The sequence below is a fragment of the Pseudomonas sp. 58 R 3 genome (assembly GCF_900006605.1).
Taxonomy (GTDB): Bacteria; Pseudomonadota; Gammaproteobacteria; order Pseudomonadales; family Pseudomonadaceae; genus Aquipseudomonas; species Aquipseudomonas salomonii.
In genome coordinates this window covers 99795-121637 of sequence record NZ_CVTT01000061.1, presented here as the reverse complement: position 1 = coordinate 121637, position 21843 = coordinate 99795, and the positions used below count along the sequence as shown (strand labels likewise).

Sequence of the window (21843 nt, the reverse complement as noted above, 5' to 3'; positions counted from 1 at the left end):
GGGTTTATTCGGTACTGCCCAGCCCTTGCCAATGCTTGAGGCCGATAAAGATAAAACGCAGTTGCTGGGTGATCTTCGCCTGGGGCGTAAGGTGCGCAGGCAGGGCCTGGGCCGGAGGGTCGATGATGTCGGGCAGGGTGGCGAACACGCTCTTGACGATCAGATCGGCCATGACGTGCAGGCCGTCGGCATCCAGGTGCTGGAGCTTGGGCATCAAGGTGAGGTCGGCGGCCAGGTCGCGGGTGATGTCTTCGCGCAGGGCGCCGATGGCTTGGCGCACGGCCAGGCAGCCACCGTATTGCTCGCGGGCCAGGAACAGGAATTGCGAGCGGTTGGCCGAAACCACGTCGAGAAAGATCCGCACAGAGGCATCGATGATGCCGCCCATCACGAACTCGTTGTGACGGACCAGGCGAATGGTGGCGCGAAAGGTCTGGCCGACTTCACTCACCAGCACGAGCCCCAGCTGGTCCATATCCTCAAAATGACGATAGAACCCGGTCGGCACGATCCCGGCGGTCTTGGCCACTTCGCGCAGGCTCAGGCTGCCGAACCCACGGCCACACTCCATCAGATGGCGGGCTGCGTCCATCAAGGCGAGGCGGGTCTGTTGCTTTTGTTCGGCGCGGGGCAGCATCGGCGGGCGGGCTTTGTCGGCAAGTACAGCGTTGCACTCTAGCAAAACAGCTTCATCTACGTCGAACTTGGCGGGGTGTTCAGGGTGTGATGCAGTCTAGATAAAAGCAAAAGCCCGATCTTCTGATCGGGCTTTTTTCTCGGCCACCACGGGCTTAGCTCTGTGCTTGATGCAGTTCTTGCAGACGGTCAGCACCGCCTTCAGCAACGCCTTCGGTGTAAGCGCGTTCGTTGGCTTGTTCAGCGCCACCTTCTACCAGGCCTTTCTGTTCCAGGCGATCACGGCCACCTTCAGCAACGCCTTCGGTGTAGGCGCGTTTGTTGGCTTGTTCAGCGCCGCCTTCTACCAGACCTTTCTCTTCCAGGCGGTTGCGACCATTTTCAGCTACAGCGCCTTTGGCGTAGTCACGGTTTTCATCTTCTTGCGAACCGCTGCGGGCCAGGGTCTGGCTCGACTGAACGGCTTGAGCTTTGTTCTGTGGGGTAGCTTGTTCAGCGGCTGGCAGGGCAAATGCGCTGGAAGCCAGGACCGACAGCAGAACAGTAGCGAGTATTTGGCGTTTCATGATGGGTTGCTCCTTGGGAGGGCGATAAAGTGGGTACAGGGCTAATGTTACTCTCGAGAAGTCGATATAAAAGTTCATAAACACAATGGTAATAATCAACAGAATTGATTGTTCCCCGCAGAGGCTCTAGAACGCGCCTCTCAAGCCCGCGCTTTTGCACCGCGGTGGGTATTTTCGACACGAACGTGGGTAACAATGGTGCGCCGTCGATGATGAAAACGGTCTGATCGATCAGGAAAGTGGCTTATTGCGACTAAATCGCCGTTTGGGTTAAACCCCTGGGCGGTTTGCCAGTCGTAGCCTTATAAGCTGTAGTTTTGCTATCTGTGTTGAGGAGTCCTGTGCAATGACGCGCACTCGTAAAATCGTGGTTTGGAGCTGCGCCAGCTTCGCGGTGTTAATCGCCATCCTGGTCTTGGTGCTGGTATTTTTTGATTGGAACCGCATCAAGCCGCCGCTCAATGCCAAGGTCTCCGAAGAGTTGCATCGCCCGTTTGCCATTAATGGCAACCTCGCCGTGGTGTGGGCGCGCGAGCCCGATGAAGGCGGTTGGCGGGCCTGGGTGCCGTGGCCCCACGTGATTGCCGAAGACCTGACCCTGGGCAATCCGGACTGGTCAAAAAAACCGCAGATGGTCACGCTCAAGCGCGTGGAATTGCGCATTTCGCCCCTGGCCTTGCTGACCCAACGCGTGGTGATCCCGCGTATCGACCTCACCGAGCCAAGTGCCGACTTGCAGCGCCTGGCTGACGGTCGCGCCAACTGGACCTTCACGTTCGATCCCAAAGACCCCGACGCCGAGCCTTCCAGCTGGGTGGTGGACATCGGTTCCATCGGCTTCGACAAGGGCCACGTCACCCTCGACGACCAAACCCTCAAGACCCAACTGGACGTGATCATTGACCTGCTCGGCAAGCCGATTCCCTTCGGTGAAATTGTCGGCGACGCGGACGCCAAGAAGGCCCTGGAAAAAGGCTCGGCGCCCCAGGACTACGCATTCGGTCTCAAGGTCAAAGGCCAGTACCACGGCCAGAAACTCGACGGCACCGGCAAGATCGGCGGGCTGCTGGCCTTGCAGGACGCGGCCAAGCCGTTCCCGTTGCAAGCGCAAGTGAAAATCGCCGACACCAGCATCGCACTGGCCGGCACCCTGACCGACCCGCTGAACCTGGGGGCCCTGGACCTGCGGCTGAAACTGTCCGGCAGCAGCCTGGGCAACCTTTACCCGCTGACCGGCGTAACGTTGCCCGATTCTCCTGCCTATGCCACCGACGGCCATCTGATCGCCAAGCTGCATGAGGCCAGCGGCGCGTCATTCACCTACGAAAACTTCAACGGCAAGATCGGCAACAGTGATATCCACGGCAACCTCAGTTATGTCGCCAGCCAGCCACGCCCCAAGCTCAGCGGTACGCTGGTGTCCAACCAACTGCTGATGACTGACCTTGCACCGTTGATCGGTGCCGACTCCAACGCCAAGCAAAAGGCCCGTGGTGGCGAGAGCAAGCAACCGGCAACCAAAGTGCTGCCGGTGGAAGAGTTCCGCACCGAGCGCTGGCGCGACATGGACGCCGATGTGGAATTTACCGGCAAACGCATCGTGCACAGCGCCGACTTGCCGTTCACCGACCTCTACACCCACTTGGTCCTCAACGACGGCGAGCTGAGCCTGCAACCCCTGCGCTTTGGTGTGGCGGGTGGCAAGCTGGATGCGCAGATTCGCTTGAACGGGCGTATCACGCCGATGGAAGGGCACGCCAGGCTGACCGCACGCAACTTCAAGCTCAAGCAGCTGTTCCCGACGTTCGAGCCGATGAAAACCAGCTTTGGTGAGCTCAACGGCGATGCCGATATTTCCGGGCGCGGCAACTCCGTGGCGGCCCTGTTGGGCAGCTCCAACGGTGACCTGAAAATGCTGATCAACGACGGCGCCATCAGCCGCGGCCTGATGGAAATTGCCGGGCTCAACGTGGGCAACTACGTGGTCGGCCGCTTGTTTGGCGACAAGGAAGTGAAGATCAACTGCGCGGCGGCGGATTTTGGCATCAAGACGGGTATGGCGACGACGCGGCTGTTTGTATTCGATACCGAGAACGCGATCATTTATATCGATGGCACGGCGAACATGGCGACCGAGCAGTTGGACTTGACCATCACGCCCGAATCAAAAGGCTTCCGCCTCTTTTCCCTGCGCTCGCCGCTGTACGTCAACGGCCCATTTATCAAGCCCAATGCTGGTGTGAAAGCGGTGCCGTTGATGTTGCGGGGGGCCGGGATGGTCGCGCTGGGTGTGATCGCCGGGCCGGCTGCCGGTTTGCTGGCATTGGTCGCACCAAGCGGGGATGAGCCCAACCAGTGCGCGCCGTTGCTGCAACAGATGAAAGAAGGCAAGGCGCCGAAAACCGTGAAATAACAGAAGGAACGCTAGCCAAATGTGGGAGCGGGCAAGCCCGCTCCCACACTGTTTTGTGGTGTTAGTTACAGGTCCTGCAGAATATCCGCCATGTCATCGGCGTGTTCTTCTTCCTGGGCCAGGATGTCTTCGAAGATTCGACGTGTAGTCGGGTCTTTATCACCGATGTACTGGATGATTTCGCGATAGCTGTCCACCGCGATCCGTTCGGCCACCAGGTCTTCGTAGACCATTTCCTTCAACGTATTGCCGGCCACGTATTGAGCGTGGGAGTTCTTCGACAGCAGGTCGGGGTTGAACTCCGGCTCACCGCCCAGTTGCACGATGCGCTCGGCCAGTTTGTCGGCGTGTTCGGCTTCCTGAGTGGCGTGCTCCAGGAACTCATCGGCGGCGACACTGGCTTTCAGGCCGCTGGCCATGAAGTAGTGACGCTTGTAGCGCAACACGCAGACCAATTCAGTGGCCAGCGACTCGTTGAGCAGGCGGATAATTTCCTCACGGTCGGCATCGTAACCTTCGGTCACGGCGCCGTTTTCGACGTGCTGGCGGGCGCGGCTGCGCAGGGTTGCAACGTCGGTCAAGTTTGCTTGGGTCATCTCAATCTCCTGGTGCTAATCCGGTTTTGCGCCACGCTCTGTCGGCGTGATCACTCCAAGTTGTGAGTCCTGGCTGACGCAAAAAGTTTTATCGGATTTCACACCGTCTGACCGGGCACTTCCAAACGGCTTAGTCATGGGGTAGTCATGTCGGCTGGTCTAGGATGGCATTATCGCTTTCCGAACTGGATGCCGGCCCATGCCCGATTCCCTCGCCACGCGTTACCCCTTGGTGCTGGTGCCCGGCATGCTGGGCTTTGTGCGCGTAGGCTTTTTCCCTTACTGGTACGGCATTGTCCCGGCGCTGCGAGCGGGTGGGGCGCAGGTATTTGCCATTCAGGTGGCGCCGCTGGATGCCAGCGAGGTGCGCGGCGAGCAGTTGCTGGCGCACATCGAACAGATCCGCCGCGAGACCGGCGCCGATAAGGTCAACCTGATCGGCCACAGCCAGGGCGCGCTCACCGCGCGTTATGCCGCCGCCCTGCGCCCGCAGTGGGTGGCGTCCGTGACGTCGGTGGCCGGGCCCAACCATGGCTCGGAACTGGCGGACCATATCCACGCCCATTACCCGCCGGCCAGCGTGAAAGGTAGACTGATGAGCGCGGCGTTTCATCTGGTTGCCTGGGTAATGGGCCTGCTGGAAACCGGCTATCGCGGCCCGCGCTTCAAGGCCGACTTGCAGGCCTCGCATCAATCCCTGACCCGTGACGGTGTGGCCTTGTTCAACCGCCAGTATCCCCAAGGGCTGCCCGAAATCTGGGGCGGGCAGGGCGCCGAGGTGGTCAACGGCGTGCGTTATTACTCGTGGTCCGGCACCTTGCAGCCAGGCAAGACCGACCGTGGGCGCAACCTGCTGGATGGCACCAATCGCAGTTGCCGGCTGTTTGCGCGCAGCTTTGTGCGTGAGCAGGGCCAATGTGACGGCATGGTCGGGCGCTACAGCTCACACTTGGGCACGGTCATCGGTGATGACTATGCCCTGGACCACTTCGATATCGTCAACCAATCCATGGGGTTGGTGGGCAAAGGTGCGGAGCCGATCCGGTTGTTTGTTGAGCATGCCCGGCGGCTGAAGGCGGCGGGGGTTTAACCGGGAGACCGGATTATCGTTCATCGCAGGCAAGCCAGCTCCCACATTCGACCGGGTTCCAGCTTTGGAATGGGGTCAACTGTGGGAGCTGGCTTGTCGAATCGTCGCACCGCTGCGATGGCGATCTATCAGGCAACCCCGACCTCGCGGCGCACCGGCGTCGTCCAACGCTCCGACAAAATCACCCCGCCCAAGGTCAGCAAGCCGCCGACCAAGTGATACATCGCCAGTTCCTCCTTCAGCACCATCGCCGCAATCAATGCGGTAATCAGCGGCAGCAAATTGAAAAACAGCGTGGTGCGGCTTGGCCCCAGGTGTTTCACCGAGTGCATCCACGCCAGTGGCGCCAGCATCGACGCCAGCAGGCACGCGTACAGCACCAGCGGGATATTCGCCCAGCCCAAGCCGGCTTTGGCCGAGAACAGGAACAGCGGAAACAGCACCACCACCGCCACCAGTATCTGCAAATACAGCAACACCAGCGGCGGCAGGCGCAATTGCCATTTTTTCAGCAGGGTGCTGTAGACCGCATAGGCCAGGGTAGCGAACAGCATCATCGCGTCACCCAGGTTGAGCCCGTGTTGCAGCAACGCGCCGAGGTTGCCGGCCGAGACCACCACGACCACGCCTGCGAACGACAGCACCGCACCGGTCAACGCGCCGAAGGTGAGGCGTTGGCCGAGGCTGATGATGGCGGCCGTGAGCGACATCAACGGCATCAGCGACAGGATGATGCCCATGTTGGTGGCGCTGGTCAGTGTCGCGGCGTAGTAGGCCAGGCTTTGATACACCGCCATGCCCAGTACGCCGAGGATGAAAATCTTGCCCAGGTTCGGGCGGATCAGCGCCCAGTTGGCCAGCACCGGCTTGAGCATGAACGGAGTAAACAGCAACGCCGCCAGCAACCAGCGGTAAAAGCCGATTTCTGCGGGGAAGATCGAGCCCACCGCCAGTTTGTTGACCACGGTGTTGCCGGCCCAGATAAAGATGGCCAGCAGGGGATACGCGTATTGCATCGAAAGAAACCAGGTGTGTTGATGAGCCGGGATTATCCCCTGTCTGGATAGAAGCCTATACTGCGATCCAGACAACCGACCTTTGTATCCAGACAATATGGCCAGACACACCGTACGCCTCGCGGACTTTCGCAGCCTGCCGAGCCCCGTCTACTTCCGCTACTCCGAATTCGCCCCCGACACCGAGTGCACGCCGCACCGGCATGGTTGGGGCTCGCTGGACTATTCGGCCAATGGCGTGATGCGCATGGAAGTGGCCGGCAACCGCTTTATGTCGCCGCCGCAGTACGCGGTATGGATCCCCCCCAATACCGAGCACAGTTCCTACAATGCCCAGGCGATTGTGTATCGCTCAGTGGGCCTGGTCCCGGAGCTCTGCGCGCAACTGCCGCAGGCGCCGTGCACCTTGGCGATCAGTGACATTCTCAAGGCCATCCTCAGCGACTTTGCCCAGCGTGACGTCAATATCGCGCAGACCGAGGCCGACATACGCCTGGCCCAGGTGCTGGTGGACCAGCTCAAGCAAGCGCCGATGCATGATTGCTTCCTGCCTTACGCGCGCCACCCCGGCTTGCTCGGCGTACTTGAGGGCATGCAGGCCGAGCCTGGCGACAATCGCCCACTGGCGCAGTGGGCCGAGCAAGTGCATGTGAGTGAGCGCACCCTGGCCCGTCAGTTCGTGCGTGAGTTGGGCATGAGCTTCGGTGAATGGCGCCAGCGCCTGCGTTACCTCGCCGCCATCGAAGCCCTGGACAGCGACCGCAGTGTGCAACACGTAGCCTTTGACTTGGGCTACAGCACCGCTTCGGCGTTTATCGCCATGTTCCAGCGTCACGCCGGCTGCACCCCGGAGCAGTACCGCCGGTCGAATATCCGTGGGCGCTGAAGATGTAACAGGTTTTGACTACACTGCTGCGTAGGCCGTGCCCCTTTGGTACGGCAACAGGGAGAAAACTCCATGAAGATGCTGCGTATTCCGTTGTTGATGATGGGCCTGCTGCTGTGTTCCCAAGGCTTCGCTGCCACAGCCCAGCAAAATAAAATGACCACCTGCAATGCCCAAGCCTCCACCAAGACGCTCAAGGGCGATGACCGCAAGGCTTTTATGAAGACCTGCCTGTCGGCGCCGGCCGCCAACGATGCCAAGACCCTGACTCCGCAGCAGCAGAAAATGAAAGACTGCAATGCCACGGCGAAAACCAAGGCGTTGGCTGGCGATGCGCGTAAAACCTTTATGAGCACCTGCCTCAAAGGCAACTGATAGCGCCTATCTCCTGTGGGAGCGGGCTTGCTCGCGAAAGCGGTGTGTCAGTTTCAGATGTACTGACTGATCCACCGCTTTCGCGAGCAAGCCCGCTCCCACACTGCCGGTGTTCGCCATTCAGACCTCTCGCTTGATTCCCTCAAGGCTGGCAGACTGCCCATCCTTTAGCGCCGTTCGTTTTGAGGCTGTATGCCAACGTTTTCTCAGCGTCACGTGTTGTTGCTGGTCAGTTGCATCATCATTTTCGGCGGGCTCCTGCTGGTGCTGCCACTCAAGCTCCTGCCCAGCCTGCTGGCCGGCCTGTTGGTTTATGAACTGGTCAACATGCTTACCCCGCAGTTCCAGCGGTTGATCGAAGGCCGGCGTGCGCGTTGGCTGGCGGTGGCCTTGCTGGGCACCTTGATCGTCAGCGTGCTGACCCTGATCTTTGCCGGCGCTATCAGTTTCCTGCTCCACGAGGCGGAAAATCCCGGGGCTTCCCTGGACAAATTCATGGGCGTGGTCGACCGCGCGCGCGGGCAACTGCCGCCGTTCGTCGACGCCTACCTGCCCGCCAGTGCCGCAGAGTTCCGCGTGGCCATCGGCGATTGGCTGAGCAAACACCTGAGCGAGCTGCAACTGGTCGGTAAAGACGCCGCCCACATGTTCGTCACCCTGCTGATCGGCATGGTGCTCGGCGCCATCATTGCCCTGCAACGCGTGCCCGACCTGACCAAACGCAAACCCCTGGCCGCCGCGCTGTTCGACCGCCTGCACCTGCTGGTCCAGGCGTTTCGCAATATCGTCTTCGCCCAGATCAAGATTGCGGCGCTCAATACGGCCTTCACTGCGATTTTTCTCGCCGTCGTGTTGCCGCTGTGCGGTATCCACCTGCCGCTGACCAAAACCCTGATCGTGCTGACCTTCCTGGTCGGCCTGCTGCCGGTGATCGGCAACCTGATCTCCAACACCCTGATCACCATCGTCGCGCTGTCGCTGTCGATCTGGGTGGCGGTGGCGGCGTTGGGCTACTTGATCGTGATCCACAAGGTCGAGTACTTCCTCAACGCGCGCATTGTCGGCGGGCAGATCAGTGCCAAATCCTGGGAGTTGCTGCTGGCGATGCTGGTGTTTGAAGCCGCGTTCGGCCTGCCGGGTGTGGTGGCGGGGCCGATTTATTATGCGTATTTAAAGAGTGAGTTGAAGCTGGCGGGGATGGTTTAACTGGCCCGTTAGCTCGTTCCCACGCTCTGCGTGGGAATGCTGCCCTGGACGCTCTGCGTCCGCTGTTGAAGTCGTGACGCGGAGCGTCACAGGATGCATTCCCACGCGGAGCGTGGGAACGATCTACTCCATTGCGCCGTAACGCTTGCTCGCCTCAATCGCCAGACCGCTGCCGATACTGCCGAAGATATTGCCTTCCACATGCCGTGCATTCGGCAGCATCGCCGAGATGCTGTGGCGCAGTGCCGGAATGCCGCTGGAGCCGCCGGTGAAGAACACCGTGTCCACCTGGGCCACGCTCACCGAGGCATCGTTAAGCAGTTGCGTGACGCTGTTGCGCACACGCTCCAGCAACGCGTCGATGGACGACTCGAACAATGCTCGGCTGAGGTCGACGCTCAGGCCTTTTTCGATGCGGTCCAGGGCCACGTGGCGGTTGTCTTCGTGGGTCAGCTGGATCTTGGTTTCTTCCACTTCCATGGCCAGCCAGTGCCCGGCGCGCTGTTCGATCAGCTTGAACAGGCGGTCGATGCCGCCGGTGTCTTCGATGTCGTAGCGCATGCTGCCCAGGGCCAGCTGGGATTTTTGCGAATACACCGAGTTGATGGTGTGCCAGGTGGCCAGGTTCATGTGGTGGCTGGTGGGCATGTAGGCGCCGCTTTTCATGCGGCTGCCGTAGCCGAACAACGGCATCATGCCTTGCAGGCTTAGCTGTTTGTCGAAGTCGGTGCCGCCGATGTGCACGCCGCCGGTGGCGAGGATGTCGCTCTGGCGGTTGTCGTTATGACGGCGGTCCGGCGACAGGCGCACCAGCGAGAAGTCTGAAGTACCGCCGCCGATGTCGACGATCAGTACCAGCTCTTCTTTCTCGATGGTCGACTCGTAGTCAAACGCGGCCGCGATCGGCTCGTACTGGAACGAGATGTCCTTGAAACCGATCTTGCGCGCCACATCCACCAGGGTGTTTTCCGCTTCCTGGTCGGCCATGGGGTCGTCATCGACGAAGAACACCGGGCGGCCCAGCACCACTTCTTCGAACTCGCGACCGGCGTTGGCTTCGGCGCGGCTCTTGAGCTGGCCGATAAACAGCGCCAGCAGGTCGGTGAACGGCATGGCCGTGCCGAGCACGCTGGTGTCGTGCTTGATCAGCTTGGAACCCAGCAGGCTCTTGAGCGAGCGCATCAGCCGGCCTTCGTAGTTCTCCAGGTATTCGTGCAGCGCCAGGCGACCGTACACCGGGCGGCGCTCCTCGAAGTTGAAGAACACCACCGACGGCAACGTGATCTTGTCGTCCTCCAGCGCGATAAGCGTCTCCTCGCCGGGGCGGATCCAGCCGACGGTGGAGTTGGACGTGCCGAAGTCGATGCCGCAGGCACGGGCTGGGGATGTGTTGTTCATGTCTTCCAGGTTCCGGTTAAAAAACGGCCGCGCAGTGTATGCCACTCGAGGGCGGATGCGTAGGCCGACTATCCGCTAAATCGTGCTTGAAAGTTGGGTATTTGCCCCCACATCTGTTGCATACGGCTAGCGCCGATAACACTTTGACGCACCCCCAGGCCACACCACTCAACATGTGCAAAGCAGCGCACGTTGTGCCCCGGGCTGTGCGATCTCGATTAAGGATGGTGAACCGCCGATGGATTTCAAAGACTATTACAAGATTCTGGGTGTCGAGCCGAGCGCCGATGACAAGGAAATCAAGGCCGCCTATCGCAAGCTCGCACGCAAGTATCACCCGGACGTGAGCAAGGAAAAGGACGCCGAAGAGAAATTCAAAGACGCGTCCGAAGCCTACGAAGCGCTCAAAAGCGCCGACAAGCGCGCCGAGTACGATGAGCTGCGCAAATATGGCCAGCATGGCCAGCCGTTCCAGGGGCCGCCGGGCTGGCAGAGCCGTGGCGGTTTTGGCGGTGGCCAGGACGCGGGTGATTTCTCGGACTTCTTCAGTTCGATCTTCGGCGCGCGCGGCGATGCTTTTGGTGGCGGCCAGCGCCGTCCTACCGGGCGCAAGGGCCAGGACGTGGAGATGCAGCTGTCGGTGTCGCTTGAAGAAACGCTGTCCACCGAATCCAAGCAGATCAGCTTTCAGGTGCCGCAGTACGACGCCTCCGGCCGGCATGTCAGCAACACCGTCAAAAGCCTGAATGTGAAGATTCCGGCCGGTGTGGCCGATGGCGAGCGTATCCGGCTCAAGGGCCAGGGGGCACCGGGCGTCGGCGGCGGTGCCAATGGCGATCTGTACCTGATCATCAAGTTTGCGTCGCACGCCAAGTTCGAAGTCGATGGCGAAAACCTGATCATTAACCTGCCGCTGGCCCCGTGGGAGCTGGCGTTGGGCGCGGAAGTCGCAGTGCCGACCCTTACCGGCAAGATCAACCTCAAGGTGCCGGCCGGCAGCCAGAACGGCCAACGCATGCGCGCCAAGGGCCACGGCTTGCTGAACAAGGCCGGGCAACGCGGTTATCTGTTTATCCAGCTCAAAGCCGTGATGCCCAAGGCGGCAGACGATGAGGTCAAGGCGTTGTGGCAAGCCCTGGCGGAAAAAGCCGCGTTCGACCCCCGCGAGCACTTCTGAGCGGGCAGCCTACGTAGACCGGTAATGCACCGCACGCCCCGGAACGCAAGATAACCCGGGGCGTCGGCACGCTTGCCTGGGTTAAAACAAAAAGTAGCGCTGGGCCATGGGCAATACATCCGCCGGTTCGCACCACAACAACTGGCCGTCGGCCTTGACCTGATAAGTCTGTGGGTCAACCTCGATCTGCGGCAGGTAATCGTTGTGGATCAGGTCGGTTTTCTGCACATCGCGACAGCCCTTGACCACCGCAATCTGCTTCTTCAGCCCCAGCGCCTCGGGCACGCCTGCGTCTTGGGCGGCCTGGCTGATAAAGGTCAGGCTGGTGGCGTGCAGCGAGCTGCCGAAGCTGGCGAACATGGGGCGGTAGTGCACCGGTTGCGGCGTGGGGATCGAGGCGTTGGCGTCACCCATCAGGCTTGAAGCAATGGCGCCGCCCTTGAGGATCAAGGTCGGTTTGATGCCGAAGAACGCCGGACGCCACAGCACCAGATCAGCCCACTTGCCCACTTCAATCGAACCGACAATATGGCTGACGCCGTGAGTGATCGCCGGGTTGATGGTGTACTTGGCGATGTAGCGCTTGGCGCGGAAGTTATCGTTGCCGGGGCCGTCGCCGGGCAGGGCGCCACGCTGCTTTTTCATCTTGTCGGCGGTCTGCCAGGTGCGCGTGATCACTTCGCCGACACGGCCCATGGCCTGACTGTCGGAGCTGATCATCGAAAAGGCGCCGAGGTCGTGCAGGATGTCTTCGGCGGCGATGGTCTCGCGGCGGATGCGGCTTTCGGCGAAGGCCACGTCTTCGGCAATGCTCGGGTCCAGGTGATGGCAGACCATCAGCATGTCCAGGTGCTCGTCGATGGTGTTGCGCGTGAACGGCCGCGTCGGGTTGGTCGAGCTGGGCAGCACGTTGGCGAAGCCGCAGGCCTTGATGATGTCCGGCGCATGGCCGCCACCGGCGCCTTCGGTGTGGTAGGTGTGGATGGTGCGGCCTTTGAGCGCGGCCAGGGTGGTTTCGACGAAGCCGGATTCGTTGAGCGTGTCACTGTGGATCGCTACCTGCACGTCGTACTGGTCGGCCACGTTCAGGCAGTTGTCGATGCTGGCGGGGGTGGTGCCCCAGTCTTCATGCAGCTTTAAACCGATGGCGCCGGCCTTGACCTGCTCGATCAAGGGTTCCGGTAAGCTGGCATTGCCTTTGCCGGTAAAACCGATGTTCATCGGGAACGAATCGCTGGCTTGCAGCATGCGCGCCAGGTGCCACGGGCCGGAGGTGCAGGTGGTGGCGTTGGTGCCGGTGGCCGGGCCGGTGCCGCCGCCGATCATGGTGGTGACGCCGCTGGTCAGCGCTTCTTCGATCTGCTGCGGGCAAATGAAATGCACGTGGCTGTCGATGCCGCCGGCGGTGAGGATCATGCCTTCACCGGCAATCACCTCGGTGCTGGCGCCGATGGCCATGGTCACGCCGGGCTGGATATCCGGGTTGCCGGCCTTGCCGATCGCATGAATGCGGCCGTTTTTGAGGCCGACGTCGGCTTTGACTATGCCCCAGTGGTCGATGATCAGCGCGTTGGTGATCAAGGTGTCGACCACTTCATGGGCGAGCAGTTGGCTTTGGCCCTGGCCGTCGCGGATGACTTTGCCGCCGCCGAACTTGACCTCTTCGCCGTAGACGGTGAAGTCCTGTTCGACTTCGACGAACAGGTCGGTGTCGGCCAGGCGCACCTTGTCACCGACGGTGGGGCCGTACATGTCGGCGTAGGCTTGTCTGGAAATCTTCATGTGCGTATTCCTTGATCGTTCCCACGCTCTGCGTGGGACTGCATCCGGTGACGCTCTGCGTCACGACTTTAAGGGCGGGGCGCGGAGCGTCCCAGGCGGCGTTCCCACGCGGAGCGTGGGAACGATCAGTCGAGGTCGCCCATGATCCGCCCGGCAAATCCAAAAACTCGCCGCCCGCCGCTCAAATCCACCAACTCGATGTCGCGACTTTGCCCCGGCTCGAACCGCACGGCCGTCCCGGCCGGAATATTCAAGCGCATGCCCCGGCTGGCGGGGCGATCAAAGGTCAGCGCGTCGTTGGTCTCGAAAAAATGGTAATGCGAGCCCACCTGGATCGGCCGGTCGCCGCTGTTGGCCACGCTGAGGGTGACGGTGCGCCGGCCGACGTTGAGTTCGATGTCGCCAGGCTGGATCTGATATTCACCAGGAATCATGCAGGTTGCCCCAGGGTCTTGAAGTAGATGGCGGTCGGGGTGTAGCGCCCGTCCGGGCTTTGGCAGTAGTCGGGCAGCTCCCCGATCTTGGTGTAGCGCAGCGACTGGTAAAAGGCTTCGGCGCCGGAGCCGGCCTCGGTGTCCAGATACAGCAGGCCGCGCTTGTGCTGGCGTGCGGCGAGTTCCAGGGTGTTCATCAACTGTTGGCCCAGGCCATGGCGGCGGGCGCTGCTGTGTACCAGCAGCTTTTGCACTTCGGCGCGGTTCAGGCCGTTGGCTTTCAGGCACAGCGCCAGTTGCACGCTGGCGATCACTTGCTCGTCGCGCACCACCACCCACAGCAGCAGGCTGCCCTCTTCGATACTTGCCTGCACGCCGCTCAAATAGGTGCGGGCCTGGGCTTGATCGAAGTCAGCCATAAAACCGACAGAAGCGCCGTGCTTCACCGCGTCCAGCAACAGTTCAATCAAACCCAGGCGGTAGTGGGCAAAACTTTCAGCATTGACTCGACGCAGGTGCGTAGCGCTCATCGATCTCACTCCTTGGGCGGTTCGGCGCCCGGATTCAATGTCAGTTGCATAAAGGTCAGGTCCAGCCAGCGGCCGAACTTGATGCCCACTTGCGGCATGTGCCCGGTGCTGATGAAACCCAGGCGCTCGTGCAGGCGGATCGACGCCTGGTTGCCACTTTCAATGGCCGCGACCATCACGTGCTTGCCGCAGGTTGCGGCGCGTTCGATCAGGGCGTGCATCAGGCGCGGGCCGAGGCCTTTGCCGCGTTGGTCATTGCGCACGTACACCGAGTGCTCAACGCTGTAGCGAAAACCCTCGAAAGGGCGCCAGTCGCCGAAGGAGGCGTAGCCGGTGACTTCATCGTTTTCCACCGCCACCAGAATCGGATACTGCTGTGACCGGCGTGCCGCGAACCAGGCCTGGCGGTTGGCCAGGTCCACCGGCTGTTCGTTCCAGATGGCCGTGGTGTTGAGTACCGCATCGTTGTAGATGTCGCGGATCGCCGGCAGGTCTTGCTCGGTAGCATCACGAATCATGGCCGGGCCTCACGCGATTGGCTGGTGGACGGTCACCAGCTTGGTGCCATCGGGGAAGGTGGCTTCCACCTGGATATCCGGGATCATTTCCGGGATGCCTTCCATCACTTGCTCGCGGCTGAGCAAGGTGGTGCCGAAGTGCATCAACTCGGCCACGGTGCGGCCATCGCGGGCGCCTTCCATCAGCGCGGCCGAGATATAGGCGATGGTTTCCGGGTAGTTGAGCTTCACGCCGCGCGCCAAGCGGCGCTCGGCCACCAGGCCGGCGGTGAAGATCAGCAGTTTGTCTTTTTCCCGTGGGGTCAAATCCATGGTTCAAGGTCTCTCATAGCAAGCATTCTTAACTACATCAGAGGTCAACATGTGGGAGCGGGCTTGCTCGCGAAAGCGGTAGATCAGTTAACGATGCGCCGACTGACACGCCGCATTCGCGAGCAAGCCCGCTCCCACATGTTGATCTTCATGTGCTCCAGATTCGTGGTGCGACGGCTTCTCGCCCCAGCACTGCCGGGCGCAACAGCCGCCATAAATCAATCAACCAGCCCCGCGCCAGCAGCGCTTCACTGGCCAGGCAGCGGGCGACCAGCAAGCCGGGCAGTTGGGTCAGGTCGCCGCGCACGGCATGGGGCAGAGCGCGGCAGGCTTCCAATAATTGCGGGTCTATATCGCCGGTCAGCAGCAACGTCGCAAACACCGGCTGCCCATCCAGCCCGATGGGCGAATCGAGCAAACCGTCGGCGCCTACAATGCGCTGGCGCTCATGCCAGAGCAACTGGCCGTCGCGGCGAATATCCAGGTGCGATTGAAAGTGGCCCAGGTCGAAACGCTCGCCACTGGCCGGGCGGCCGAGGGCCACCACGTCCCAGTAAAACAGCCGGGCATCGCCGTGTAGATCAATGCGCGTGCTGAGTTCGGCCTGGGCGGCGCTGAACACGATGGTTTCCTGGGGCAGCCATTCCAGGGTCGCACCGGCCTCTACGGTCAATTCGAGCTGTTGAAACGCAGGGCCGCTGGCGCGATACCACTTGGCTGCGCCGGGGCTGGTCAGTTGCGCCCAGGCGCCATTGGCCACATGGGCGCGGATGTCCAGGCGGTCGCCACCGGCAATCCCGCCGGGCGGGTGCACGATGATGTGCTGGCACACCTCGGGGCCTTCGGCGTACAGGTGCTTTTGCACCCGCAGCGGGCCAAGGTGGCGGCGCATCACCGGGCGCGTGGTGTCGCCGAAACGCGCGTAGCCGAGTTCCAGCTCGGCATGCCAGCTGGGGGTGAACAGGGCAGGAGTAACGGGCAGGTTCATATTTTCGGGCTTATCGTCAGGACGCTACAGATTAAATCGTAACCAGCCCGCGTACACCTTCGCTTTCCATATTTTCACCGCGGCCCTGCTGCACAATTTCACCGCGTGACATCACCAGGTATTGGTCGGCCAGTTCGGCGGCAAAATCGTAGAACTGTTCCACCAAGAGGATCGCCATATCACCGCGTGCCGCGAGCTTTTTGATCACCGCACCGATCTCTTTGATGACGGACGGCTGGATGCCCTCGGTAGGCTCGTCGAGAATCAACAGGCGCGGGCGGCTGGCCAGTGCGCGGCCAATTGCCAACTGCTGCTGTTGACCGCCGGACAAGTCGCCACCGCGCCGATGTTTCATCTGCAGCAATACGGGGAACAGTTCGTAGATAAACGCCGGGACTTCCTTGGCTTCGGAGCCTGGGAAGCGCGAGAGCCCCATCAACAGGTTTTCTTCCACCGTCAGCCGTCCGAAAATCTCCCGACCCTGGGGCACATAGGCGATGCCCGCGTGTACGCGCTGGTGCGGCTTGAAGCCGGTGATGGCCTTGCCTTCCCAATTCACCGCGCCGTCTTTGGCCGGCAGCAAACCCATCAGGCATTTGAGCAAGGTGGTCTTGCCCACGCCGTTACGGCCGAGCAGGCAGGTGACTTCGCCGATCTTCACGTCGAATGAGAGCCCGCGCAGGATGTGGCTACCGCCGTAGTACTGGTGCAGCTTGTCGACTTGCAGCATGTTCAAAACCTCCTCAATTGATCGTTCCCACGCTCTGCGTGGGAATGCTGCACTGGACGCTCTGCGTCCGCTGTGTGACGCGGAGCGTCACCGAATGCATTCCCACGCGGAGCGTGGGAACGATCAGTTCGCGTCAGCGTCAGCGACCGAGGTAAACCTCGATGACGCGCTCGTTTTCCTGCACCTGTGCAAGCGACCCTTCGGCCAGCACGCTGCCCTGGTGCAACACGGTCACGTGGTCGGCAATCGAACCGACGAAGCCCATGTCGTGTTCCACCACCATCAGCGAATGCTTGCCCGCCAGGCGCTTGAACAGCTCGGCGGTGAACTCGGTTTCGGCGTCGGTCATGCCCGCCACCGGTTCGTCCAGCAGCAACAATTGCGGGTCTTGCATCAACAACATGCCGATTTCCAGGAACTGCTTCTGCCCGTGGGACAACAACCCCGCCGCGCGTTGTGCCGAGGTGGTCAGGCGGATGGTATCGAGCACTTCCTCGATGCGGTCTTTCTGCTCACCGCTCAGACGCGCGCGCAGGCTGGCCCACACGGACTTGTCGGTCTTCTGCGCCAGCTCGAGGTTTTCAAACACGCTCAGGGCTTCGAATACCGTGGGCTTCTGGAACTTGCGGCCGATGCCGGCCTGGGCGATCTGCACTTCGCTCATGCTGGTCAGGTCCAGGGTTTCACCAAACCAGGCCTTGCCATGGCTGGGGCGGGTCTTGCCGGTGATCACGTCCATCAGCGTGGTCTTGCCCGCGCCGTTGGGGCCGATGATGCAGCGCAATTCGCCGACGCCGATGTACAGGTTCAAGTCATTGAGCGCCTTGAAACCATCGAAGCTGACGCTGATGTCTTCCAGGGTCAGGATGGTGCCGTGGCGTGTGTTCAGGCCCTTGCCGGCGGCCTGGCCAATGCCGATGGCATCGCGGCCGCTGCCTGCGTCGAAAATAGGTTCAAGCATGACGTTCCTCATTTCTTCAGCAGGCCGATGATGCCCTTGGGCAGGTACAGGGTGACGATGATGAACAGCGCCCCAAGGAAGAACAGCCAGTATTCCGGGAAGGCCACGGTGAACCAGCTCTTCATGCCATTGACCACGCCGGCGCCCAGCAGCGGCCCGATCAAGGTGCCGCGCCCGCCCAGGGCCACCCACACGGCGGCTTCGATGGAGTTGGTCGGCGACATTTCGCTGGGGTTGATGATGCCCACTTGCGGCACATACAACGCGCCTGCCAACCCACACAGCACTGCACTCAACACCCACACAAACAGCTTGAAACCGCGCGGGTCGTAGCCGCAGAACATCAGGCGGTTCTCGGCGTCACGCAACGCCGTGAGCACGCGGCCGAACTTGCTCTGCGCCAAACGCCAGCCGGTGTACAAGCTGGCGACCAGCAACAATACGGTGGCCACAAACAGCACGGCCCGGGTGCCCGGCTCGGTGATGCCAAAGCCCAGGATGCTGCGAAAGTTTGTGAAGCCGTTATTGCCGCCAAACCCGGTTTCATTGCGAAAAAACAGCAGCATCCCGGCAAAGGTCAGCGCCTGGGTCATGATCGAAAAATACACGCCCTTGATCCGCGAACGAAAGGCGAAGAACCCGAACACCAAGGCCAGCAAACCGGGCGCCAAGACCACCAGGCACATGGCCCACAGGAAGTGTTCGGTGCCGACCCAGTACCACGGCAATTCGGTCCACGACAGAAAGGTCATGAACGCCGGCAGCTCATCGCCGGACGCCTGGCGCATCAAGTACATGCCCATCGCATAACCGCCGAGGGCAAAGAACAAACCGTGGCCGAGGGATAACATCCCCGCGTAACCCCACACCAGGTCCAGCGCGAGGGCGACGATGGCGTAGCAGAGGATCTTGCCCACCAGCGTCAAGGTGTAGGCCGAGACGTGAAACGGATTTTCCGGCGCCAGCAGCGAGCACAACGGCAGCGCCAGCAGCAGGATCAAAATGACCGCGCCCACCGCTATCGTGACCTTGGGGCCGGCCTTTTGCGCGGCGGTAAGCATCAATGGCTGGTTCATCAGTCGATCACCCGTCCTTTCAGTGCAAAGAGTCCTTGCGGGCGTTTCTGGATAAACAGAATGATCAGCGCGAGGATCAGGATCTTGCCGAGCACGGCGCCGATCTGCGGTTCAAGAATCTTGTTGGCGATGCCCAGCCCAAAGGCGGCCATCACGCTACCGGCCAACTGGCCGACGCCGCCGAGCACCACCACCAGGAACGAGTCGATGATGTAGCTCTGGCCCAGGTCCGGGCCGACGTTGCCGATCTGGCTCAGCGCCACGCCGCCCAACCCGGCGATGCCGGAACCGAGGCCAAAGGCGAGCATGTCCACACGCCCGGTGGGCACGCCGCAGCAGGCGGCCATGTTGCGGTTCTGGGTGACGGCGCGCACGTTGAGGCCCAGGCGCGTCTTGTTCAGCAGCAGCCAGGTCAGCACCACCACGCACAACGCGAAGGCGATGATCACGATGCGGTTGTACGGCAGCACCAGGTTGGGCAGCACTTGAATGCCGCCGGACAGCCATTGCGGGTTGGACACTTCGACGTTCTGCGCACCGAACACCAGGCGCACCAGCTGGATCAGCATCAGGCTGATGCCCCAGGTGGCCAGCAGGGTTTCCAGTGGTCGCCCGTAGAGGTGGCGAATCACCGTGCGCTCCAGTGCCATGCCGATGGCTGCCGTGACAAAAAACGCCACCGGCAGTGCAATCAACGGGTAGAACTCGATGGCTGCCGGCACGTAGCGCTGCATCATCAGTTGCACGACGTAGGTGGAGTAGGCGCCGAGCATCAGCATCTCGCCGTGGGCCATGTTGATCACGCCCAGCAGGCCGAAGGTGATCGCCAGGCCCAGGGCCGCGAGCAACAGGATCGAACCCAGAGACATGCCGCTGAAGGCCTGGCCGAGGATCTCGCCGAACATCAATTTGCGTTTGACCTGGGCCAGGCTGGTCTCGGCGGCGGTGTGTACGGCGGCGTCGGTTTCGACACCGGGCGCCAGCAGCGCCTCAAGGCGTGTGCGTGCCAGCGGGTCGCCGGTGCCGCCCAACAGGCGCACGGCGGCGAGGCGAATGACCGGGTCGGGGTCGACCAGTTGCAGGTTGGCCAGGGCGAGGCTCAACGCGGTGTGCACGGCCTCATTGGTCTCGGCGGCCACTTGCTGGTCAAGGAATTTGAGCTGCGCAGGTTGTGCGCTTTTCTGCAGGGTTTGTGCTGCGGCCAGGCGCACCTTGGGGTCGGCGGCGAGCAGTTGCTGGCTGGCTTGCACGTTATCGATCAGGCCGCGCAGGCGGTTGTTCAGGCGTAGGGTTTTGGTTTCACCGTTGACGTTCAGTTGGCCTTGTTGCAGCGCGTCCACCAGCTCGATGCGCGCCGGGTCGGGCTGGGCAGCCCAGTCCTGGAGCAGCTTGGCTTGTTGCATCGGGTTGGCGTTGATGAAGTCTTCGGCGTCGCTGGCGTGTGCGGCAAAGGGCAGCAACAGCAGGGCGGCGAGGATGAGGCGGTAAAGGGCAGTGGGCATAAAGGTTTCCTATAGATCGTTCCCACGCTCTGCGTGGGAATGCCGCCTTGGACGCTCTGCGTCCGCGTTGTGACGCAGAGCGTCACGGGATGCATTCCCACGCGGAGCGTGGGAACGATCAGCGGATCAGTTGCTCTTCACGGCATAGTCCGGCTTCTTGTCGTTGCCCGGAATGAACGGGCTCCACGGCTGGGCGCGGATCGGTTTTTCGGTCTGCCATACCACCGAGAACTGCCCGTCGGCCTGGATCTCGCCGATCATCACCGGCTTGTGCAGGTGGTGGTTGGTCTTGTCCATGGTCAGGGTGAAGCCCGACGGCGCGGCGAAGGTCTGGCCGGCCATGGCTTCGCGCACTTTGTCGACGTCGGTGGACTTGGCTTTCTCAACCGCTTGGGCCCACATATGGATGCCCACGTAGGTGGCTTCCATCGGGTCGTTGGTCACGGCTTTGTCCGCGCCCGGCAGGTTGTGCGCCTTGGCGTAGGCCTTCCAGTCCGCAACGAACTTCTTGTTCACCGGGTTCTCCACGGACTGGAAGTAGTTCCAGGCCGCGAGGTTGCCCACCAGCGGCTTGGTGTCGATGCCGCGCAGTTCTTCTTCACCCACGGAGAACGCCACTACCGGCACGTCGGTGGCCTTCAAGCCCTGGTTGGCCAGCTCCTTGTAGAACGGCACGTTGGAGTCGCCATTGACGGTGGAGATCACTGCGGTTTTGCCGCCGGCCGAGAACTTTTTGATGTTGGCGACGATGGTCTGGTAGTCGCTGTGGCCGAACGGGGTGTAGACCTCTTCGATATCTTTATCGGCTACGCCTTTGGAGTGCAGGAACGAGCGCAGAATCTTGTTGGTGGTGCGCGGGTACACATAGTCGGTGCCGAGCAGGAAGAAGCGCTTGGCGCCGCCACCTTCTTCGCTCATCAGGTATTCCACGGCCGGGATCGCCTGCTGGTTCGGCGCCGCACCGGTATAGAACACGTTCGGCGACATCTCTTCACCTTCGTACTGCACCGGGTAGAACAGCAGGCCGTTGAGTTCTTCGAACACCGGCAGTACCGATTTACGCGACACCGACGTCCAGCAGCCGAACACCACGGCCACCTTGTCCTGGGTCAGCAGCTGGCGACCTTTTTCGGCAAACAGCGGCCAGTTCGACGCCGGGTCCACCACCACCGGCTCCAGCATCTTGCCGTTCACACCGCCCTTGGCGTTGATCTCGTCGATGGTCATCAAGGCCATGTCTTTAAGCGAAGTTTCGGAGATCGCCATGGTCCCGGACAGCGAGTGCAGGATGCCGACCTTGATGGTCTCGGCGGCCTGGACGGTCCAGGTCAAACCCATGGCGGCAATGGATGCCGACAAAGTGAAAGCCTTGATCAAGCTACGACGCTTCATGGTGCGATCTCCGTAAACCGAAAGTGTTGTGGGGCAGATACGCAGGTCTTTGCAAAGGCTGTGCCTGCGGCGGCAAACACCGATGCCGGTGAGTGGTTGTTGCGGACATTGGCACGGGGGTGCACCAGCTTGGCGCTGCAATTGCCGTCAGGTGCGGGTGTGGCGCTAAAACAGGGCGAAGCGTTAGATAGGCAGCGCAAACGCTGTGCAGGGATGTTCCGGGATGAACGCTCAACCAATGTGTGTTGCGTGAGTTACG

Annotated in this window: 22 protein-coding genes; 6 read left to right on the top strand and 16 right to left on the bottom strand. The window is 61.5% G+C overall.

What is annotated here, in order from left to right:
- Positions 1-4: 4 nt before the first annotated feature.
- A complete protein-coding gene (locus BFP92_RS19000) occupies positions 5-637 on the bottom strand; it encodes a TetR family transcriptional regulator (RefSeq protein ID WP_056860501.1) in 633 nt (210 codons plus the stop codon).
- 154 nt (positions 638-791) lie between these two features.
- Positions 792-1202: a hypothetical protein gene (locus BFP92_RS18995; protein WP_065930649.1), complete on the bottom strand. Its 411-nt coding sequence runs from the start codon at positions 1200-1202 to the stop codon at positions 792-794.
- 346 nt (positions 1203-1548) lie between these two features.
- On the opposite strand from BFP92_RS18995, the gene BFP92_RS18990 reads away from it, so the two are divergent.
- Positions 1549-3615 carry an AsmA family protein gene (locus tag BFP92_RS18990; protein WP_065930648.1) on the top strand — a complete coding sequence of 689 codons (2067 nt, stop codon included), beginning with the start codon at positions 1549-1551 and terminating at the stop codon, positions 3613-3615.
- Between the two features lie 65 nt (positions 3616-3680).
- On the opposite strand, the gene BFP92_RS18985 is transcribed toward BFP92_RS18990, so the two are convergent.
- Complete coding sequence (locus tag BFP92_RS18985) at positions 3681-4211, bottom strand: ferritin-like domain-containing protein (protein WP_017136789.1); 531 nt, start codon at positions 4209-4211, stop codon at positions 3681-3683.
- A 199-nt stretch (positions 4212-4410) separates the two neighbouring features.
- Between BFP92_RS18985 and BFP92_RS18980 the strand changes: the two genes are divergently transcribed.
- A complete protein-coding gene (locus tag BFP92_RS18980; protein WP_065930647.1) occupies positions 4411-5301 on the top strand; it encodes an esterase/lipase family protein in 891 nt (296 codons plus the stop codon).
- A 128-nt stretch (positions 5302-5429) separates the two neighbouring features.
- Here BFP92_RS18980 and BFP92_RS18975 read toward each other — a convergent pair whose 3' ends face one another.
- Positions 5430-6317 (bottom strand): DMT family transporter, encoded by an 888-nt coding sequence (locus tag BFP92_RS18975; RefSeq protein WP_065930646.1) that lies wholly within the window; start codon positions 6315-6317, stop codon positions 5430-5432.
- Positions 6318-6414: 97 nt separating this feature from the next.
- On the opposite strand from BFP92_RS18975, the gene BFP92_RS18970 reads away from it, so the two are divergent.
- The 3 genes from BFP92_RS18970 to BFP92_RS18960 all read left to right on the top strand — a co-directional run bounded on the left by BFP92_RS18970 (position 6415) and on the right by BFP92_RS18960 (position 8784).
- Positions 6415-7203, top strand: coding sequence for an AraC family transcriptional regulator (locus BFP92_RS18970; protein WP_065930645.1), 789 nt, complete (start codon positions 6415-6417; stop codon positions 7201-7203).
- Between the two features lie 72 nt (positions 7204-7275).
- On the top strand, positions 7276-7578 hold the full coding sequence (locus BFP92_RS18965; protein WP_065930644.1) for a PsiF family protein: 303 nt from the start codon (positions 7276-7278) through the stop codon (positions 7576-7578).
- Between the two features lie 192 nt (positions 7579-7770).
- The gene (locus BFP92_RS18960) at positions 7771-8784 is read left to right on the top strand and encodes an AI-2E family transporter (RefSeq protein ID WP_065930643.1); all 1014 of its coding nucleotides are present in this window, start codon (positions 7771-7773) and stop codon (positions 8782-8784) included.
- 123 nt (positions 8785-8907) lie between these two features.
- Here BFP92_RS18960 and BFP92_RS18955 read toward each other — a convergent pair whose 3' ends face one another.
- Positions 8908-10182: an Hsp70 family protein gene (locus tag BFP92_RS18955; protein ID WP_017136783.1), complete on the bottom strand. Its 1275-nt coding sequence runs from the start codon at positions 10180-10182 to the stop codon at positions 8908-8910.
- A 238-nt stretch (positions 10183-10420) separates the two neighbouring features.
- Here BFP92_RS18955 and BFP92_RS18950 point away from each other — a divergent pair, with 238 nt between their 5' ends.
- Positions 10421-11359, top strand: a complete 939-nt coding sequence (locus BFP92_RS18950; RefSeq protein WP_065930642.1) for a DnaJ C-terminal domain-containing protein — start codon at positions 10421-10423, stop codon at positions 11357-11359.
- A gap of 81 nt (positions 11360-11440) precedes the next feature.
- On the opposite strand, the gene ureC is transcribed toward BFP92_RS18950, so the two are convergent.
- From ureC to urtA, 11 genes are all read right to left on the bottom strand, one after another.
- Entirely contained in the window at positions 11441-13141 is a 1701-nt protein-coding gene (gene ureC / locus BFP92_RS18945; RefSeq protein WP_065930641.1) for an urease subunit alpha, read from the bottom strand.
- Positions 13142-13266: 125 nt separating this feature from the next.
- Positions 13267-13575, bottom strand: a complete 309-nt coding sequence (locus BFP92_RS18940) for an urease subunit beta (protein ID WP_065930640.1) — start codon at positions 13573-13575, stop codon at positions 13267-13269.
- Positions 13572-14105: a GNAT family N-acetyltransferase gene (locus tag BFP92_RS18935; RefSeq protein WP_065930639.1), complete on the bottom strand. Its 534-nt coding sequence runs from the start codon at positions 14103-14105 to the stop codon at positions 13572-13574. The genes BFP92_RS18940 and BFP92_RS18935 overlap by 4 nt, the downstream gene beginning before the upstream one ends.
- 5 nt (positions 14106-14110) lie before the next feature.
- Positions 14111-14623, bottom strand: a complete 513-nt coding sequence (locus tag BFP92_RS18930) for a GNAT family N-acetyltransferase (RefSeq protein ID WP_065930638.1) — start codon at positions 14621-14623, stop codon at positions 14111-14113.
- Positions 14624-14632: 9 nt separating this feature from the next.
- On the bottom strand, positions 14633-14935 hold the full coding sequence (gene ureA / locus BFP92_RS18925; protein ID WP_032878149.1) for an urease subunit gamma: 303 nt from the start codon (positions 14933-14935) through the stop codon (positions 14633-14635).
- A gap of 148 nt (positions 14936-15083) precedes the next feature.
- Positions 15084-15923 (bottom strand): urease accessory protein UreD, encoded by an 840-nt coding sequence (locus tag BFP92_RS18920; RefSeq protein WP_065930637.1) that lies wholly within the window; start codon positions 15921-15923, stop codon positions 15084-15086.
- A gap of 31 nt (positions 15924-15954) precedes the next feature.
- Positions 15955-16653: an urea ABC transporter ATP-binding subunit UrtE gene (gene urtE, locus BFP92_RS18915; RefSeq protein WP_065930636.1), complete on the bottom strand. Its 699-nt coding sequence runs from the start codon at positions 16651-16653 to the stop codon at positions 15955-15957.
- Between the two features lie 139 nt (positions 16654-16792).
- Positions 16793-17626 carry an urea ABC transporter ATP-binding protein UrtD gene (gene urtD, locus BFP92_RS18910; protein WP_162238858.1) on the bottom strand — a complete coding sequence of 278 codons (834 nt, stop codon included), beginning with the start codon at positions 17624-17626 and terminating at the stop codon, positions 16793-16795.
- Positions 17623-18690, bottom strand: coding sequence for an urea ABC transporter permease subunit UrtC (urtC, locus tag BFP92_RS18905; protein ID WP_056860481.1), 1068 nt, complete (start codon positions 18688-18690; stop codon positions 17623-17625). Before urtC ends, urtD begins: the two co-directional genes overlap by 4 nt.
- Positions 18690-20192, bottom strand: a complete 1503-nt coding sequence (gene urtB / locus BFP92_RS18900; RefSeq protein ID WP_065930635.1) for an urea ABC transporter permease subunit UrtB — start codon at positions 20190-20192, stop codon at positions 18690-18692. Before urtB ends, urtC begins: the two co-directional genes overlap by 1 nt.
- Positions 20193-20318: 126 nt before the next feature.
- Positions 20319-21584: an urea ABC transporter substrate-binding protein gene (gene urtA / locus BFP92_RS18895; protein WP_056860479.1), complete on the bottom strand. Its 1266-nt coding sequence runs from the start codon at positions 21582-21584 to the stop codon at positions 20319-20321.
- Positions 21585-21843: the final 259 nt, after the last annotated feature.